A 17,728-nucleotide genomic window follows, 5' to 3' on the forward strand; every position below is an offset into this window, starting at 1 on the left:
ACCTAGCCACCACCGACACTTCCCCCTATACCGCCCGCATGTTTGAAGGCTTCTCCCCCCTCGCCCGCGACGCTCGCGCCTGGCCGTTCGAGCAGGCGCGCGCCCTGCTGGCCCGCGTGCTGCGCCTGCGGCTGTCCGACGCCGAGCGCGATCTCGCCTCGGTCTTGATCAACAGCGGCAAGGCCAACGAAGCCGTCAAAATCTTCCCGGCCCTGGGCCGGGCGGTGATCCTGGAGACTGGTTATGGGCCCTCGGGCCTGCCGCATCTGGGCACCTTTGGCGAGGTGTCGCGCACGACCATGGTGCGCATGGCCTTCCGCGCCCTGACCGACGACGCCATCCCCACGCGCCTGATCGCCTTCAGCGACGACATGGACGGCCTGCGCAAGGTGCCGGACAATATCGAGAACAAGCAGCCGCTGATCGAGGACCTGGGCAAGCCGCTGACGGTTGTCCGCGACCCGTTCGGCACGCACGAGAGCTTCGGCGCCCACAACAACGCCCGCCTAAGCGCCTTCCTCGACGGCTTCGGCTTCGAGTACGAGTTCGTCTCCTCGACCGAGTGCTACAAGGGCGGCAGGTTCGACGAGACCCTGCTGACCGCCCTGGCTCGCTTCGACGCCATCCAGAAGGTCATGCTGCCAACCTTGGGCGAGGAGCGCCGCGCCAGCTATTCGCCGTTCCTGCCCATCAGCCCCTCGACCGGCCGCGTGCTGCAGGTCCCGACGCTCGAGCGCGACGTCGAGAAGGGCACGATCGTCTTCGAGGACGAGGACGGTTCCAAGGTCGAGGTCCCCGTCACCGGCGGCCACGTCAAGATGCAGTGGAAGCCCGATTGGGCCATGCGCTGGACGGCGCTGGACATCGACTACGAGATGAGCGGCAAGGACCTGATCGACTCGGTCAAGGCCTCAGCTCAGATCTGCAAGGCCCTGGGCGGCGTGCCGCCGGAGGGCTTCAATTACGAGCTGTTCCTCGACGAGAACTCGCAGAAGATCAGCAAGTCCAAGGGCAACGGCCTGTCGATGGAAGACTGGCTGCGCTACGGCGCGCCGGAAAGCCTGTCCTACTACATGTTCCAGAGCCCGAAATCGGCCAAGAAGCTGTTCTTCGACGTCATCCCCAAGGCGACGGACGAATATCTCCAGCAGCTCGACGCCTACCAAAAGCAGGAGCCGGCCAAGCAGTTGGATAACCCCGTGTGGCACGTCCATTCGGGCCGGCCGCCGCAATATGGCTCGCCGGTGTCGTTCAGCCTGATGCTGAACCTGGTGTCGGCCGCCAACGCCTCGGACAAGGCGATCCTCTGGGGCTTCCTGTCGCGCTATATTCCTGGCGCGACGCCGGAGGGCCAACCGCTGCTGGACCGCCTGGCCGACTACGCGATCAACTATTACGAGGACTTCGTGAAGCCCACGAAGGCCTTCCGCGCGCCGAGCGATCAGGAACGCGCCGCGATCCTCGACCTGGCGACGCGGCTGAAGGCCCTGCCTATCGGCTGCCAGGACGCCGAGCTGATCCAGAACGAAGTGTTCGCTGTCGGCAAGGACCACGCCTTCGACCCGCTGCGCGGCTGGTTCCAGGCGCTGTACGAAGTGCTGCTTGGCCAGAGCCAGGGCCCGCGCTTTGGCTCCTTCGCCGCGATCTTCGGCCTGGACCGCACCGTGGCGCTGATCGAAGAAAAGCTGGCCTAGGCAGGCACGGTGTTCGCGACTGCGACACCGTGCCTCAACAGATGAACGAAGTCTGAACCCGCGGTTAAGGGTCTGTCCGCAATTGTGTGTCTAGTCTGTGGTTATCAGAACCAAGGTTAGACCGATGGCTTCCTTTACCCTTCGCCCTTCAGATCGTACCGAATTCGACTCGTTGCTCGGCGAACTGGCGTCTCAGTTTCCAGCGGCGCATGTCGAGGCGGCGCATAACGACAACTTCGCGTCCTACCGGGTCGATGTCTCTTGTGACGCGCCGTGGGAAGGCGACCTGACCGCCTGGTTGCAGACCAAGCACGGCGACTGCCCCCGTACTTAACGGTCGCGCCGCGATCCTACTGGCTTGCCCAGAGGATGCGGGCGATCCACACCACCTCGGCCAGGTCCAGCGTGAGATCCTGGCCCTCTCGCGTCAGCGAAGCCAATTCCACGCTGCGGGCCGTGACCCGCGCCAGCTCCTTGACCAGCAGTTCGCCGCTCGCGGTCTTGACCACCACCCGGTCGCCACGGCGGGGCTCGACCGATGGCGAAACCAGAATGCGGTCGCCGTCGCGAAATAGCGGGGCAAGGGCGTCGCCGGTGATCTCCAGGGCATAGACCCCGTCCTCACCTAGTCCCGGAAAATCGATCTGGTCCCAGCGGGTCCCGACCGGCGCGCCCGCTTCGTCGAACACGCCGTCGGACCCCGCCTGGGCGAAACCGATCAAGGGCACAGCGCGCGGATTAGGCGGCCGGACCCGCTCTGTCAGGGCCGCGAATTCGGAAAATCCGACACCGGTGGCTTCCAGAACCTTGGCCAAGCTTTCGGTCGAAGGCCAGCGCGGCCGGGTGTCGCCCTCGCCGCGCTTGGAGCGGTTGAAGCTGGTGGGGTCGAGGCCCGCCATCTTGGCCATGGCCGAGGGGCTCATGTCGAAGCGCCTAGCCAAGGCGTCGATCGCGGTCCAGATTTCGGTGTGCGACAGCGACGACATAGGGCGTTCCTGAGCCTGGAAAGGCGTCCTGAAAATATGCCTACGCCCTAGGAATGTAAACCTAACCTCGGCGGGGTTAGTTGACGTTTACGTAAACGTTGACGTTGGATTGTCGCGGGCATATGGTGATCGTCGATAACCAACCGGCCCGTCCCCAGAAGTCGGGCCTGCCCAGGGAGGGTTTTGATGTTGGCCGACCTTCGACGTCCAGAACGCACTTTCACCATCCGACAGCTCTGCAACGAGTTCAAAGCCACGCCGCGGGCGCTGCGCTTCTATGAAGACAAGGGTCTGCTGACCCCGGCCCGCGAGGGCCTCAACCGCGTCTATTCCCACAAGGACCGCGTCCGCCTGCAGCTGATCCTGCGTGGCAAGCGCGTCGGCCTGTCGCTGTCGGAAATCCGCGAACTGCTCGACCTCTATGACGAGAACGATGACGGCGCGGCCCAGATGGCCCGCTCGCTGAAGAAGTTCCGGGAGCGCGCCAATGCGCTGGAACAGCAGCGCGAGGACATCGACGGCGCCCTGATCGAACTGCGCGAAGCTTGCGCCCGCCTTGAGCGGCGGCTTTCCGAAATTCGGCCCGACCTGCTGCCCCGCGCCGCCGACTATGACCAGGTGCTCCGCGCCCGGCTCGACGGTCACGGCGACGTCGCCCTCGGCAAATAGACTGCGTTTCCGCTCGCTTTGCACACGACCGCGATCGCGAGCGGATCCACATCCCTTGTCTTCGACCCGCCCTCTCCCGACCTGCCTGACCAGGACTGATTCATGACCTACCAGCCGCCCGTTCGCGAATACGCCTTCCTTCTGCGCGACGTGCTCAACATTGATCAGCATGGCGACCTGCCCAGTTTCGCCGACGCGTCGTTCGAGACGGTCGAGCAAATCCTCGAAGCCGCCGGCCAGTTCACCGGCGAGGTCCTGGCCCCGCTGAACCACATCGGCGACCAGCAGGGCTGCGTCTGGAACAGCGACTTCACGGTCAAGACCCCCGACGGCTTCGCCGCCGCCTACAAGCAACTGTGCGAAGGCGGCTGGACGGGCCTGGGGTCAGACCCGGCCTATGGCGGTCAAGGCCTGCCCCATGTCGTCAACCTGGCCTTCAGTGAGATGTCGAGCTCGGCCAACATGGCGTTCTCGATGTATCCTGGCCTGGCCCACGGCGCCTATTCGGCCATCCACACCGGCGGCAGCGACGTTCAGAAAGACCTCTACCTGCCCAAGATGGTCTCGGGCGAGTGGACCGGCACCATGAACCTGACCGAGCCGCACTGCGGCACGGACCTGGGTTTGCTGCGCACGAAGGCGGTTCCGGAAGCCGACGGCGCCTACCGCATCACCGGCCAGAAGATCTGGATCTCGGCCGGCGAGCACGACATGGCCGACAACATCGTCCACCTGGTGCTGGCCCGCATCGAAGGCGCCCCGGCCGGCGTCAAGGGCATCAGCCTGTTCATCGTGCCAAAATTCCTGCCGAAGGAAGACGGCTCGGTTGGCGAGCGCAACGACGGCGTCAAGTGCGTCGGCCTCGAAGAGAAGATGGGCATCCACGGCAACGCCACCTGCGTCATGCAGTACGAGGACGCCAAGGGCTGGCTGATTGGCGAGGAGAACAGCGGCCTGAAGCTGATGTTCGTGATGATGAACGAGGCCCGGCTCGGCGTCGGCCTGCAGGGCATCGCCCAGGCCGAGGCGGCCTATCAGGCCGCCGCCGCCTTCGCCAAGGACCGCCTGCAAGGCCGCTCGCTGACCGGCCCGAAGAACCCCGATGGCCCGGCCGACCCGATCATCGTCCACCCGGACGTGCGTCGCATGCTGTTGGAGAGCAAGGCCCTGATCGAAGGCGGCCGCGCCTTCCTGTTCTGGACGGCCCTGCACGGCGACCTGGCCCACCAGCACCCCGACGAGACCGTCCGCACCAAGGCCGAGGACTATATGGGCCTGATGACACCGGTGCTGAAAGGCTACCTGACCGACAAGGGCTTCAAGATCTGTTCGGACGCCATGCAGGTTCACGGCGGCAGCGGCTTTACCGAGCACTTCCCGGCCAGCCAATATCTGCGCGATGTGCGCATTTCGCTGATCTATGAGGGCACCAATGGCATCCAGGCCCTGGACCTGGTGGGACGCAAGCTGGCCTCCAAGGGCGGCCGCGCCGTGATGACCTTCTTCCAGGAAGTCGACCAGTTCATTGGCGAAAACGACACCGACGAGGCCCTGAAACCGTTCGTGACCGCCCTGGCCGGCGTGAAGGCCCAGCTGCAGGACGGCACGATGTGGCTGATGCAAAACGGACTGCAGAACCCCGACAACGCCGGCGCCGCCTCCACCGACTACATGCACCTCTTTGGCCTGACCGGGCTGGCCTACATGTGGACGTTGATGGTCAAGGCCGCCAACGCCAAGATCGCCGCCGGCTCGACCGACCCGTTCTTCACCACCAAGATCGTCACGGCCAAATATTTCATCGAGCGCGTCTTGCCTGACGCTGGGGCGCATCTGGCCAAGCTGAAGACCGGCTCGGCCACCCTGATGGCCCTGCCTGCGGAGGCTTTCTGATCATGGGCGTGCTCCAAGTCGAAAAGCCGGCCTTCATGGCTGAAGAAGACATCTCGATCTTCGAGGACGCGGTCGGCAAGTTCTTCGACGAACACGCCCCAGAGGCCGTGGTGGCGACCTGGCGCAAGAACCACGTCGTCGACCGCGAGATGTGGAACAAGGCCGGCCGAGCCGGACTGCTGGGCCTGACCGTTCCGGAAGCCTACGGCGGGGCTGGCGGCGACTATCGCCATGAGGCCGTGCTGATGGAACAGCTGGGCCTGAAGGGCGTCGATGGCTTCGGCATCAGCCTGCACAACGCTATCGTCGCTCCGTACATTCTCGTTTACGGCACCGAGGAGCAAAAGCAGCGCTGGCTGCCGCGCCTGTGCACCGGCGAACTGGTCGGCGCCATCGCCATGACCGAGCCCGGCGCGGGCTCGGACCTGCAGGGGATCACGACCACCGCCAAGCAGGTCGGCAACCAGTATGTGATCAATGGGTCCAAGACCTTCATCACCAACGGCCAGACCGCCAACCTGATCATCGTCGTCGCCAAGACCGACGCCGCGGCCGGGGCGCGCGGCACCAGCTTGCTGATCGTCGAGACCGACGGCGCTGAGGGCTTCGAGCGCGGCCGCAATCTCGACAAACTGGGCCACGATGCCCAGGACACCTCCGAGCTGTTCTTCAACGACGTCAAGATCCCGACCGAGAACCTGTTGGGCAGCGACGAGGGCCAGGGCTTCTTCCAGCTGATGGGCCAGCTGCCCCAAGAGCGGCTGAACATCGCCGTCCAGGGCATGGCCACGATCGAGCGGGCGCTGGAGCTGACGATCGACTACGTCAAGCAGCGCAAGGCGTTCGGCAAGGTGATCCTCGACTTCCAGAACACCCAGTTCGTGCTGGCCGAATGTAAGACCGAGGCGACCGTCGCCAAGGTGTTCGTCAACCACTGCACCGAGCGCCACCTGAAAGGCGAGCTCGACGCCGCCACCGCCTCGATGGCCAAGTACTGGGTCAGCGACCTGGAGAACAAGATCGTCGATCGATGCCTGCAGCTGTTCGGCGGCTATGGCTTCATGAACGAATATCCGATTGCCCGGATGTACCGCGACAGCCGCGTGCAGCGCATCTACGGCGGCACCAACGAGATCATGAAGCTGCTGATTGCTAGGACGCTGTGATGCTGTTCGCCGCCGCTCCCCCTGCCCCCGCCGTCGCGCCAGACGCTCGCTCGGCCATGGTCTGTGTGATCGCGGCCGGCCGCCGGCCGCTGAACTTCTCAGGCCAGCTGGTCGCGACCAAGCCCGGCTACAAGCCGCCGGCCGGCACGGCCTTCGATCTGCCGCTGACGGCGGGCAAGCCGCAGTGCAACCACCTGCTGCGTTCCAAGGTGGCGCAGTGGTCGCTGAGCGTGAACACGCCCGGCTTCACGGCCTGCAAGCTGCCGGTCCCGGAATTTGGCTACACCGTGACCTATTCGGCCCAGGCCGGCGCCCGGGGCTTGGCCTGCGCGCCGAAGTCTCGCGCCCCGATCGGGACGTGGAAATAGTGACCCGCGCCTCAGGCCTCGTTGACGCTGTTGGCCTTGATCTTGGCGGCCCCGCGGGCGTCCAGGTCCTGGCGCGTGGCCTCGAGGCTGAGCGGACCCAAGAGCGTGGCGTTCACCGCGTCCATGCCGGGCGCCGCCACGCCCGGCCTTCGGGCGATCAGGTAGCGCAGGCTCAGCCGCTCGTTGTCGGCGGCGTCGGGTTGGGTGCCGTGCAGGGTGCAGGCGTGCCACATGGCGGCATAGCCGGTCGTGCCGGTCAGCAGGTGCTGGCGGGTCTGGACCTCGTGGCCGCGACCGTCGCGATAGAGCCAGCCGTCACCCTTCTTCGTCAGGGCGTGCGGAAACAGCGTCCCGCCCAGCCTGTGGCTGTCCTCCAGCAGGAACAGCGGGGCGTCGTGCGTCCCGACGTCGTGCAGATAGATGTACAGGGTGATGAAGTCGGCTTCCCGGTCCTTGTAGTCGATCAAGTCCTGGTGGAAGTCGATGCCGTAGAAATAGGTGATGTCCCGGAACGGAGCCTTCACATAGGCGCCCAGGTTGTTGACCGGGTTGCCAGCGATGCGGGCCTTCAGCCAGTCGGGCACGACGCTGGACGGCACGCCGCAGATCAGCTTTTTGAGCAGGATTTCGTAGCCCTCGCCGAGCAGGGCTTCGAGCGCCGCGACGATCGCCGGGTCGTTCTCGACGAACGCCAGGTCGGCCTCGAACCGCTCCAGCAGGTTCCTGCCGGGCGCGGGATTGACCCCTATATATTGCGGATCGGCGTCGAACTGCGCTTCCGACAGGAAGAGGTCCGCATCGAAGGTCCGAAGGTCGCGAATCTTGGCCAGCAGTTCGCCGGCGCCCGCCGGGTCCACCCCGGCCTCGAACACATGATAACCGCGCGCGATGAAGTCGCTCACCACCGGGTGGGCTTCGTTCGTCGAACGCTCCGCTACCGTCATCGTCCTGGTCTCCAGATCACCGGAATCAGACGCTTTTTTGGTTAACGAACCATCCAAGACTACGCAGGAAGGAGCCATCAAATGGCCGACGCTTACATCTTTGACGCCGTGCGCACGCCGCGCGGCAAGGGTAAGAAGGACGGATCTCTGCACGAGATCACCGCCCTCTCCCTGGCCACCCAGGTTCTCGAGAACCTCCGCGATCGAAACGGCCTCGACACGTCCTATGTCGACGACGTCGTGCTGGGCTGCGTCGCTCCGGTCGGCGAACAGGGCAGCGACATCGCCCGCACCGCAGTGCTGACCGCCGACTATGCCGAGAGCGTGGCCGGCGTGCAGATCAACCGGTTCTGCGCCTCGGGCCTGGAAGCGGTGAACATGGCCGCGGCCAAGGTCGCCTCGGGCGAGGCCCAACTGACCATCGGCGGCGGCGTCGAAAGCATGAGCCGCGTGCCCATGGGCAGCGACGGCGGCGCCTGGCCCACCGACCCGTCCTCGGCCTTCAAGACCTATTTCGCCCCCCAAGGCGTCAGCGCCGACCTGATCGCCACCCTCTACGGCTTTAGCCGCGACGACGTCGACGCCTATGCGGTGGAAAGCCAGAAGCGCGCGGCGGCCTCCTGGGCCGACGGCCGCTTCAGGAAATCAGTGATCTCGGTCAAGGACCAGCTGGGCCTGACCATCCTGGATCACGACGAAACCGTGCGCGGCAATACGACCATGCAGACTCTGGCCGCGCTGAACGCCTCGTTCCAGGGCATGGGCGACATGGCCTTCGACGCGGTGGTGCAGCAGCGCTACCCGCAGGTCGAAAAGGTAAATCACGTCCACCACGCCGGCAACAGCTCTGGCATCGTCGACGGCGCCGCTGGCGTGCTGATCGGCACCAAGGAAATGGGTGAGGCCTTGGGCCTCAAGGCACGCGCCCGCATCAAGGGCGCGGCCTCAATCGGCAGCGAGCCCTCGATCATGCTGACCGGCCCTTCGCTGGTCACCGAGAAGTTGCTGAAGAGGCTGAAGATGGAGGTCAGCGACATCGACCTCTATGAACTGAACGAAGCCTTCGCCGCCGTCGTTCTGCGCATGATGCAGGCGCTGAACATCCCGCACGACAAGATGAACGTGAACGGCGGCGCCATTGCCATGGGTCACCCCCTGGGCGCCACCGGCGCGATGATCCTGGGCACCATGCTCGACGAGTTGGAGCGCTCCGACAAGGAAACCGCCCTGATCACCCTGTGCGTCGGCGCCGGCATGGGCACCGCCACCGTCATCGAACGCGTCTAGGATCTAGGATTTAGCATCATGGAAAACTTCAAGATCGAGGTCGACAGCGACGGGATCGCCCTCGTCACCTTCGACGTGCCCGGCCGGACGATGAACACCCTGACCGCCTCGGTGATCCGCGAGATCGGCGAAGTGGTCGAGGCCATCAAGACCGACGACGCCATCAAGGGCGCCGTGCTGACCTCGGGCAAGACCACCGGCTTCTGCGCCGGGGCCGACCTGGGCGAACTCGGCGGCGCCGAGGGCGGCATCGGTGGGGGTGATTTGAAGGCGGCCTTTGACGCCGGCTTCGCGCTGAACAAGGCCTTCCGCGCCCTGGAGACCGGCGGCAAGCCGATCGCGGCGGCGATCAATGGCCTGGCCCTGGGCGGCGGCCTGGAAATGACCCTGGCCTGCCACTATCGGGTGGTGGCCGACAATCCCAAGATCCAGCTGGGTCTGCCGGAAGCCAAGGTCGGCCTGCTGCCTGGCGGCGGCGGCACCCAACGGCTGGTGCGCCTGATGGGCGTGATGGCCGCGGCGCCGTATCTGCTGGAAGGCAAGTCGATGAAGCCGGACGAGGCCCTGGCCCTGAAGGTCGTCCACGAAGTGGTCCCCGCCGACCAGGTGATCGAGGCGGCCAAGACCTGGATCAAGACCAAGGGCGACGCCGTCGCCCCGTGGGACAAGAAGGACTTCAAGCTGCCCGGCGGCGGTCCCTACACCCCCACCGGAAGCCAGGTGTTCGTGATGGGCAACGCCATGCTGCGCAAGCAATCCTATGGCAACTATCCCGCCCAACTGAACATCATGAAGGCCGTCTATGAGGGCACCCAGGTGCCGTTCGACGCGGCCATCCGCATCGAGACCCGCTACTTCCTCAAGACCCTGATGTCGCCCCAGGCCAAGGGCATGATCCGCACCCTGTTCCTCTCGCTTCAAGAGCTGGGCAAGGGCTCGGGCCGCCCGGCCGGCGTGCCGCACTACGACGTCAAGAAGGTGGCCGTGCTCGGCGCCGGCATGATGGGCGCGGGCATCGCCTATGTGCAGGCCATGGCCGGCATCGAGACCGTGCTGATCGACCAGACGCAAGAAGCCGCCGACAAGGGCAAGGGCTATGCGCAGGCCCTGGTCACCAAGGCCGTGTCGCGCGGCAAGATGACCAAGGAGAAGGGCGAGGGCATTCTCGCCTTGATCCACCCGACCTCGGACTACGCCCACGTCAAGGGTTCGGACCTGGTGGTGGAAGCGGTTTTCGAGAACCGCGACGTCAAGGCCTCGGTGACCAAGCTGGCCGAAGTCCAGCTGGCCGACACCGCGATCTTTGGCTCCAACACCTCGACCCTGCCGATCACCGGCCTGGCCAAGGCGTCGGTGCGACCTGCCTCGTTCATCGGCATCCACTTCTTCTCGCCGGTCGACAAGATGGGCTTGGTCGAGCTGATCATGGGCGAGGAAACCTCGCAGGAGGCCCTGGCCAAGTCGATCGACTATGTCCTGAAGATCAAGAAGACCCCGATCGTCGTCAATGACAGCCGCGGCTTCTACACCTCGCGATGCTTCGGCACCTTCGTGCAGGAGGGCATGGAGCTGCTGTCCGACGGCTACGCCCCGGCCATCATCGACAATGTCGGTCGGGCCACCGGCATGCCGCGCGGTCCGCTGGAGATGCACGACGACGTCGCGCTGGACCTCTCCTACAAGATCGCCCAACAGACCAAGAAGGACCTCGGCGACAAGTACGAGGAGCGTCCCTTCACAGCGATCATCGAGAAGATGGTCGATGGCGAGGGCCGCTATGGCCGCAAGAATGGCAAGGGCTTCTACGACTATCCAGAGAACGGCCCCAAGACCCTGTGGAAAGGCCTGGCCGATCTCGCCCCGGTGAAGATCGCCGAGGTCGATAAGGCCGGCATCGAGGAAATCCGCACCCGTCTGCTCTACCGCCAGGCCGTCGAAGCCGCTCGCTGCTTCGAGGAGGGCGTCATCACCGACCCGCGTGAAGCCGATGTCGGGGCCATTCTGGGCTGGGGCTTCGCGCCCTGGACCGGCGGTCCGATCAGCCTGATCGACGGGCTTGGCGTCGCCAAGTTCGTCGAGGCCTGCGACGCCCTGGCCCAGAAGTACGGCGCGCGGTTCGCCCCGCCCCAGCTGCTGCGCGACATGGCCGCCAAGGGCGAGACCTTCTACAGCCGCTTCGGCGTCAAGGAGAAGGCCGCCGCCTAAACCCGGTAGGTTGCTGAAACACGGAAAGGCCCGGCGGCGACGCCGGGCCTTTTTCGTTGGAGCCGGGCGTCCATGTCAGGGTGGTCTCACGGCGGACATTGTCTCGCCGCACGGTGACGCTAGCTGGAACGACGACGCGGGGGCGTGAAGGAGCTGCCGATGCGCCCATGCGAGCGCCGTTTTGAGCGCTCATGCGCGTGAAACCCAGGACGCGTCGATGGCTGGGCGTCGGGGCCGCATCCCTGGCGCTGCACGGCCTGTTGGGCTGGGCTCTGTTGGCGGCGATCCCGCCCGGTCCCGTGCCGATCGAACCCCGCAGCGTCGTCGTCGAGCTGACCGCCGCCGCGCCCGCCAAACCACCCGAACCTCGCCACGAGCAATCCAAAAGCGACGACGCACCAGCCGTGGCGCCCGTCGCGGTTCCGGGCCTCGCCGCCCTACCCCCGCCCGTTGCTGCGTCGCCGTCCCCGCCGGCCCCACCCGCCCGCCAGATCGTCGCCCCGCCCGGCTTTACCGCGCGCGGGACCTTGACTGGCGGTGGTGAAGCCCTGCGCCAGGCGGCGCGTAGAAGCAGCTGCACTGAAGCCGATATCGTCAAGCTGACCACGGCCGAGCGCCAAGCCTGCGCCGAGGCCTTGGGCGCCCGGAACAAGAACGGCCCCGCCCTCTACGCCGCCATCGACCCGGAAAAGAAGGCGGGCTTCGACGGCGGTTGCAGGAAGGACGACGACTGGTGCCTCTACCGCGCCGGTAAAGGTCCCTATCCGGGCCTGTTTGCCGTTGGGAAGAAGAAGAAACGCCCTGGTTGGGACGACTGAACGAAAAAGGCCCCGTCTCTCGACGGGGCCCTTCTGCGCTTCGGAAGGTTGAGCTTACCAGCTCTTGCTGAGCGACAGGAAAATCCGGCGCTCGACTTCCAGGCCGGACGTCTGGCGCTGATGGCCTTCGGTCAGGTTCTGACCGCTGAGCGCAAGAGTCAGGCCTTGGTCGAAGGAACGGGCCACGCGGCCGCCCAGGGTGACATAGCCGTCGATCGGAACCAGCGCGCCTGCCGAAGCATAGCCGTCGTGGTCGCCGGTGTAGTGGGCGAAGGCGTCGGCCGACCATTGGGCGTTGGCCCAACCGAAGGCGACATTCCCGCGCACTTCCGGCGTGGTCGCTGAATAGGCGACCAAGCGGACCTGCGGCGTGAAGCCGGCGGCCGGCTGGTCGTCGACATCAGTGAAGGTCCAGTCACCGCTCCAGTGGTAGCCGCCGGCGATCTTGCCCGAGGCGGTCAGCTCGACACCCCACATCTTGCTGGCGCCGACATTGCGATAGCTGAGCAGCGGCATCACGCCCGGCACGGTCGGCATGACATCGATCTGGCCGGAGCTGGGCTGGCCCTTCACGTCCTCGGTCTTCTGGGTGAAGACGCTGACGCCGGCCCTGGCGTCCAGCAGACCCGGCAGGGTGCGCTCGTAGCCAATCTCGTAATTGGTGACGATCGACGGCTTCAGGGTCGGATTGCCGACGACGCCGATGGTGTAGGGACCGACCTTGACCCGCAATTGCACCGCGCCCAGGTCGACAAGGGTCGGAACCTGCACGCCGCGCGCAGCGGTCAGCTTGATGCTGTCGGCGTCGGTCGGACGATAGACGAGGCCGGCATTGTAGCTGGCTTCTTTGATCGAGCGGTCCCAATAGGCGTTGGTCACGGGCGGATAGCCGGCCGGGAACGTGCCTTCCCGCGACAGGTCCAGGCTGTCGTAGCGACCGGCCAGGGTCAGGGCCAGCTTGTCGCTGACGGCCCAGTTCCACATGCCCGAAACCGCCGCGACCTTGTAGCTGACCTTGCCGCCCGCCAGCGGGGCGGTGTTGACCTCGTTCTCGCGATATTCACCACCAATGCGGAAGGTGTGCTGAGCGCCGATCTTAAACAGGTCCTGGACGCTAGCCACGGTGATCTTGTTCTCGAAGCGGGCCTTTTGGCCGGCGACGGTCTGCTTGGCGGTCAGGTTGGTCTGATAGACCGAGCCCTGCAGCAAGCCGAGCTTGGTGTCCGAGGCCAGGGTCGCCTTGGCCGAGGTCGTGACGTACTTGCTGGGCGAATAGGCGTTGTTCGAGACCGCCTCGCTGATCTGGACGTTCGACCACGAGCCTTCGATGCGTAGTTCGGTCTTTTCGGTCAGCTGGGTGATGGTGTCGATGTTGGCCGAAACGCGGGCCGGGTTGGTCAGCAGGTTGGACGCCGTGGCGATGGTGTTCTTGTACTCGTCCATCTGGGCCGCGCCGGCCGACAGACGGGCGAAGAAGCGCTCGCCCAGCTTGACCGACTTGACCACCGACAGTTCGCCATAGCCGTTCGTGCCGCCGGTGATCGAGACCGAGCCGTCGTTGTCGAACTTCGGGTTCTGGGTAATGATGTTGACCACGCCGCCCACGGCGTTGAACCCGAACAGGGCGCTGTTGGGGCCTTTGACGACTTCGATCTGGCGGATCTCCGACAGCTGCACCGGCAGGGTCGCCCAGGCGGTGTAGCCATAGTGGTCCAGATAGACTTGGCGGCCGTTGATCAGCACCAGCAGGCGCGGCGACATCGCCTGGTCATAGCCGCGGACGCTGACGTCCGAGGCGCCAGCGCCCCAGTTCAGCACGTCCAGGCCGGCGACGCGGCTGAGGATGGTCGGCAGGTCGACGGCGCCCGAGCGCTTGATGTCGGCGGCGGTAATGATCTCCATGGCCACCGGAACCTCGGTCGAACGCTGCGGCGAGCCGGTGGCGCTGGTCGTCACCGGTTCGTTGAACAGCTGCTCCATCGCGCCGTAGTCGATCGACTGGGCATGAGCGGCCGTGGCGGCCATGGATAGGGCGAAGGTGGCCGAAACGCCGGCCAGAAGAGTCTTTTTCATGATTTTATCTCTGGGCTCGAGCTGGATCAGACTTCGCGGATCATCATGCGGAAGGCGGCCTTGAAGACCGCGCCCACGGCGGCGGCGGCCGCGCGGTTGACGACGATCTCGACCTTGGGGTCGGCCGAGACGCTCATCACGCAGTTGCCGCTGGTGGCGCACGAGGTGTCCGAGCCGATGGTGATCAGCTTCTTGGCCTTGGCGGCCGCGCCGACATTGACGCCGGTGGTCACATAGAGGGCGGCGACGCCGGACACGCCGGAGACGGCGCTGGCTTCAACCGGCTTGGCGGTCAGGGTCACGGCCCCGGCGCTCATGCCGCCGCCGATGGCGGCCATTACGGCGTTCTTTTCGGCGACCGAGGCAGGCTTGGACGGATCGAAGACAATACCCAGCACGGCCTTGCCGGTAGGACCGTTCTCCAGGAAGGTCAGGGCGCGACCGGCGACCTGGATGTCCTTGGTGGCGTCGGCGTGGGCGCTCAACGGCGCGACGCTCAGCGCCAAGGCACAGAGCGTGACAACGCTCCGAGTGTTTCTTTTCGACATTTCTTGCATCCCCTGCCCGAGCTTCTTCCGGGCTTCAAGGAGCGTCTAATGCCGCCAGACTTGTAAACAAGGCCGTAACAGTCTTCACATAACGCTGGTATCTTCTACGTCCTTCCGGGCCAATCCGGATATTTGCTACTAACCAATAGAAGTATATCGTCAGATCTATTCTCAATTTTTACAAGCAATACGTCGTGTATGGGCCGTTTTTGCGATGCAGCACGGTTTGTCTGGCTCAACAAAGGAAGATCCGGCTCCCCAACAACTTGCTATTCCTGGCCAAGGCCACGCTTGAACAGGGTCAGAACTTCCAGATGCGGAGATTCTAGTTGGGCAATGTCCGTCGACGGACATTTTGTCGCAACGTGCCGAAACTGCCTCGCTGCGGCTTCGGGACGCAGGTCGGACGCCGAAAATCCACCTGATCCGCGGCGCGGCCCAAGACAAATCCACAGGGAGCAAGAGAAGGTGGTGCCGCTTACAGGACTCGAACCTGTGACCCCCTCATTACGAATGAGGTGCTCTACCAGCTGAGCTAAAGCGGCGCGCTTCGTTCCAGGACGGGCCTGGGACCTGGTGTTCCCACCGCCCAAATCACTGGGCGGCGCGAAGAGGGGCCTATTTAGCGGCGCGCGGGCCACTTGCCAAGCGTCGGCGTGAACCAGCGTTGCGACGGGGCGCCGGACCGTCGGGTCCGCCGTCCGATCCGCCATCCAAAGAGACCCTGGTGTCGAAGACTCCGGGGTCGTCGGGGATCGGCATCAGGGCGCCACCAGTCTCGGCGGCGCGAACGAAAGGCGTGGATTCGGCATAGGCCGAGGGCAGCTGGGGCCGTTCGCTCATCGTGCGCTCGCGGCGCTCGAACCGCGGGTGGATCAGCTCGCCGGTCTCGGCGTAGCTGACGGTCAGCCGAGCCCAGTCCTCGCGGGCATAGGCGAAGGCCCGGCCCTCGGGGTCGAGGTCCGACCAGTCGGCTTCCTGCGGAGCGGCCGCGCCGCGGACGATCCAGGCGCGAGCCTCGTCGGCCTCGCCGTTGGCGTAGGCGACGCGCGACATCAGGCCGGCGATCCGCGCCGTCAGCGCTTCTTGCGGCAGCAGGCGCGCGGCGGCGCGGGCCGCCACCGGATCGCCGCCGACCAGGGCGCTCTCCACCTTCAGCAACTGGCTCTCTCGCGCCTCGGGCTTGAGGTTGGCCAGGGTCGCCAGGCGGGCGGACCGGACCTTGGGCGTCTCATTGGTCTTCAGGTCGCGATAGGCCAACCACAGGGCCGGATGGGGTGACAGCTTCCAGGCCGCTTCCAGCAGGCTGCAGGCCTTTGCGGCCTTGCCGTCGTCAGCCAGCAGGCGGGCGGCCATGACCACGCCGGGGGCGAAGTCGGGCTTCAGCCGGGCCGACTGAACGGCGAAGTCGAGCGCCTGGGTCAGACCCCTGGGATCGTCGGACTCTTCCAGGGCGGCGGCCGAGGCGGCCAGCAAGGCGGCGCGAGCCCGCTCGGCGACCAAGGGCGGCACGATCTTGCGCTCCAGCGCGCCTTGGACGAGATCAAGAGCGGCCTTCCAGTCTCCGACCTCCAGCCGCGCCTCCAGCAGGGCCCGCCAGGCCCAACGGGCGGTCTTGGCCAGACCATAGGCGGTCTCGGCATGGCGCAGGGCCAGGGTCTTGTCGCCTTCGGCCAAGGCGGTCTGCATCAGGCCGCGCAGGCCGGCCAGCCGCATCTCGGGAAAGCCGAGCATGGCGTTGTAGGCTTGGCGGGCGGCGACATGATCGCCCGCGGCCTCGGCGGCCTGGGCGGCCAGCACCCGGATCAGCGCGGGGGCGTCTTCGGCCAGTTCGGCGGCCTTTTGAGCTAGGCGGCGAGCCTCGGAGCCGTCGCCGGCGGCCACGGCCAGAAAGCCACGCGACAGGGCCTCGATCCCCTGCTTGCGCCTGGACTCGGCCTGGGCGCGGGCGGCGCGCCGCGGCGCCTCGACCACCCATAGCAGGCCGCGCCACAGGATGGTCGCGAGCAGGGCGGTGAACAGGGTCAGCAGGGCGGCGGCCACGGCGGTCATCTCGACCCGCCAGCCCATCCAGTCCAGGCTGGCCGCGCCCGGTTCGCCGGTCAGGGCGACCACCGCCACGGCGATGGCCGCGACGACGAAGAAGACGAACGCCGCGCGGATCATGGCGTCCCCACCGGGGCGGCCGCTGGGGACCGGGTCACCTGAACCAGGCCGGCCAGGGCGTCGGCGCGGAGGGCGGCGATGTGGCGATCGATCTCGACCCGGCGCTCCGCAGTGGCGCGCCAAGGCGCCAGGATGGTCTGAGCGCCTGCGGGCAGCGGCTCGATCGCCGCCAGCGCGCCTTCGATGTCGCCCTCGTTCAGCAGCTTCTGGGCCCGGCCGAGCAGGGCGTCCGGGGTCGAGCCCTGGGTCGCGCCGACCTGGCGGATCGAGACGATCCTCGACAAGGCGTGGCGCAGCTTGGCGAGGAAATCGCCCGCGCGTCCCGGATCGCGGGCGGCGACGTCCGCACGGCCGGCCAGGGCCTCGAACTCGGCGGCGAGGCCCGAGCGGGTGGGGGCGCCGGTCTGGGCCAGGCGGTTCAGGGCGCGCAGGTCGGACGACAGAGGCAACATGCGCTCCAGCCCGGCCAGTTTCTGGCTGAAGGGCCGCGCCGTGCCGGCGGTGTCGGCCAGAGTGGCGGCGGCCAGGGCGGCGGCGGCGGCGTCGATCGCGCGCTGCTGGCCGTTTTCCAGGACGGCGAGACGCGCCTCCAGGCGCCCGATCTCGATATCGGGCGCGGGCGCGGCGGCTGCGACAGACGGAGGCAGGACGGGGTAGGTTGGGGGGGCCGATGCGATATCCGACACGGGGGCCGCCGGGGCCGGCGGCTTGGCATGGGGGAACGCCGTCGGGCCGAATCGCGACAGCCCCGCGCCCAGCGCCAGGCAGACCAGGCCGAAGACGACGACCGCCCAGACGCCCAGGCCCAGCCGGCGCCGGGGCGCATAGAGCGCCGGGTCGCGCGGCGCGACGATTTCAGCGGGGTCGGAAGCAGTGGTCATGAGTCCATTCGTGCCCCACGCCGCCGCGCC

15 protein-coding genes and 1 tRNA gene are annotated in these 17,728 nt (G+C 66.4%); 9 read left to right on the forward strand and 7 right to left on the reverse strand.

All coding sequences use genetic code 11. The features are described 5' to 3' along the window. Window positions 1-38 precede the first annotated feature (38 nt). Both ACP696_RS07555 and ACP696_RS07560 read left to right on the forward strand, forming a co-directional pair. Window positions 39-1,694 carry a lysine--tRNA ligase gene (locus tag ACP696_RS07555; RefSeq protein ID WP_426043634.1) on the forward strand — a complete coding sequence of 552 codons (1,656 nt, stop codon included), beginning with the start codon at window positions 39-41 and terminating at the stop codon, window positions 1,692-1,694. 124 nt (window positions 1,695-1,818) lie between these two features. Then, entirely contained in the window at window positions 1,819-2,028 is a 210-nt protein-coding gene (locus tag ACP696_RS07560; protein WP_426029501.1) for a hypothetical protein, read from the forward strand. Between the two features lie 16 nt (window positions 2,029-2,044). Here the strand turns inward: ACP696_RS07560 and ACP696_RS07565 are convergent, their stop codons facing one another. Beyond that, window positions 2,045-2,680 carry a S24 family peptidase gene (locus tag ACP696_RS07565; RefSeq protein ID WP_426010783.1) on the reverse strand — a complete coding sequence of 212 codons (636 nt, stop codon included), beginning with the start codon at window positions 2,678-2,680 and terminating at the stop codon, window positions 2,045-2,047. 189 nt (window positions 2,681-2,869) lie between these two features. Between ACP696_RS07565 and ACP696_RS07570 the strand changes: the two genes are divergently transcribed. The 4 genes from ACP696_RS07570 (at window position 2,870) to ACP696_RS07585 (ending at window position 6,776) form a co-directional block, all read left to right on the forward strand. Beyond that, entirely contained in the window at window positions 2,870-3,349 is a 480-nt protein-coding gene (locus tag ACP696_RS07570) for a MerR family transcriptional regulator (RefSeq protein WP_426011293.1), read from the forward strand. A gap of 102 nt (window positions 3,350-3,451) precedes the next feature. Then, complete coding sequence (locus ACP696_RS07575) at window positions 3,452-5,242, forward strand: acyl-CoA dehydrogenase C-terminal domain-containing protein (protein ID WP_426010782.1); 1,791 nt, start codon at window positions 3,452-3,454, stop codon at window positions 5,240-5,242. A gap of 2 nt (window positions 5,243-5,244) precedes the next feature. Beyond that, window positions 5,245-6,408: an acyl-CoA dehydrogenase family protein gene (locus ACP696_RS07580; RefSeq protein WP_426029498.1), complete on the forward strand. Its 1,164-nt coding sequence runs from the start codon at window positions 5,245-5,247 to the stop codon at window positions 6,406-6,408. Continuing rightward, on the forward strand, window positions 6,408-6,776 hold the full coding sequence (locus tag ACP696_RS07585; RefSeq protein ID WP_426010778.1) for a hypothetical protein: 369 nt from the start codon (window positions 6,408-6,410) through the stop codon (window positions 6,774-6,776). The genes ACP696_RS07580 and ACP696_RS07585 overlap by 1 nt, the downstream gene beginning before the upstream one ends. An 11-nt stretch (window positions 6,777-6,787) precedes the next feature. Here ACP696_RS07585 and ACP696_RS07590 read toward each other — a convergent pair whose 3' ends face one another. Further along, entirely contained in the window at window positions 6,788-7,720 is a 933-nt protein-coding gene (locus ACP696_RS07590; protein WP_426010777.1) for a hypothetical protein, read from the reverse strand. A gap of 81 nt (window positions 7,721-7,801) precedes the next feature. Between ACP696_RS07590 and ACP696_RS07595 the strand changes: the two genes are divergently transcribed. The 3 genes from ACP696_RS07595 (at window position 7,802) to ACP696_RS07605 (ending at window position 12,030) form a co-directional block, all read left to right on the forward strand. Then, the gene (locus ACP696_RS07595; protein WP_426010775.1) at window positions 7,802-9,007 is read left to right on the forward strand and encodes an acetyl-CoA C-acetyltransferase; all 1,206 of its coding nucleotides are present in this window, start codon (window positions 7,802-7,804) and stop codon (window positions 9,005-9,007) included. A gap of 18 nt (window positions 9,008-9,025) precedes the next feature. Next, window positions 9,026-11,212, forward strand: a complete 2,187-nt coding sequence (locus tag ACP696_RS07600) for a 3-hydroxyacyl-CoA dehydrogenase NAD-binding domain-containing protein (protein WP_426010774.1) — start codon at window positions 9,026-9,028, stop codon at window positions 11,210-11,212. Between the two features lie 191 nt (window positions 11,213-11,403). Continuing rightward, a complete protein-coding gene (locus tag ACP696_RS07605) occupies window positions 11,404-12,030 on the forward strand; it encodes a hypothetical protein (RefSeq protein ID WP_426010773.1) in 627 nt (208 codons plus the stop codon). 54 nt (window positions 12,031-12,084) lie between these two features. Here the strand turns inward: ACP696_RS07605 and ACP696_RS07610 are convergent, their stop codons facing one another. The 5 genes from ACP696_RS07610 to ACP696_RS07630 form a co-directional block, all read right to left on the reverse strand. Then, window positions 12,085-14,103 carry a TonB-dependent receptor plug domain-containing protein gene (locus ACP696_RS07610; protein ID WP_426010771.1) on the reverse strand — a complete coding sequence of 673 codons (2,019 nt, stop codon included), beginning with the start codon at window positions 14,101-14,103 and terminating at the stop codon, window positions 12,085-12,087. A 26-nt stretch (window positions 14,104-14,129) separates the two neighbouring features. Continuing rightward, window positions 14,130-14,609 (reverse strand): hypothetical protein, encoded by a 480-nt coding sequence (locus ACP696_RS07615; protein WP_426010770.1) that lies wholly within the window; start codon window positions 14,607-14,609, stop codon window positions 14,130-14,132. Window positions 14,610-15,120: 511 nt separating this feature from the next. Beyond that, a tRNA-Thr gene (locus ACP696_RS07620) sits at window positions 15,121-15,196 on the reverse strand. A gap of 73 nt (window positions 15,197-15,269) precedes the next feature. Beyond that, complete coding sequence (locus tag ACP696_RS07625) at window positions 15,270-16,817, reverse strand: heme biosynthesis protein HemY (protein ID WP_426010768.1); 1,548 nt, start codon at window positions 16,815-16,817, stop codon at window positions 15,270-15,272. After that, a complete protein-coding gene (locus tag ACP696_RS07630; protein ID WP_426043635.1) occupies window positions 16,814-17,698 on the reverse strand; it encodes a COG4223 family protein in 885 nt (294 codons plus the stop codon). The genes ACP696_RS07625 and ACP696_RS07630 overlap by 4 nt, the downstream gene beginning before the upstream one ends. Between the last annotated feature and the right edge of the window lie 30 nt (window positions 17,699-17,728).

The sequence above is a fragment of the Caulobacter sp. DWR3-1-2 genome, from assembly GCF_049896225.1.
Classification (GTDB): domain Bacteria; phylum Pseudomonadota; class Alphaproteobacteria; order Caulobacterales; family Caulobacteraceae; genus Caulobacter.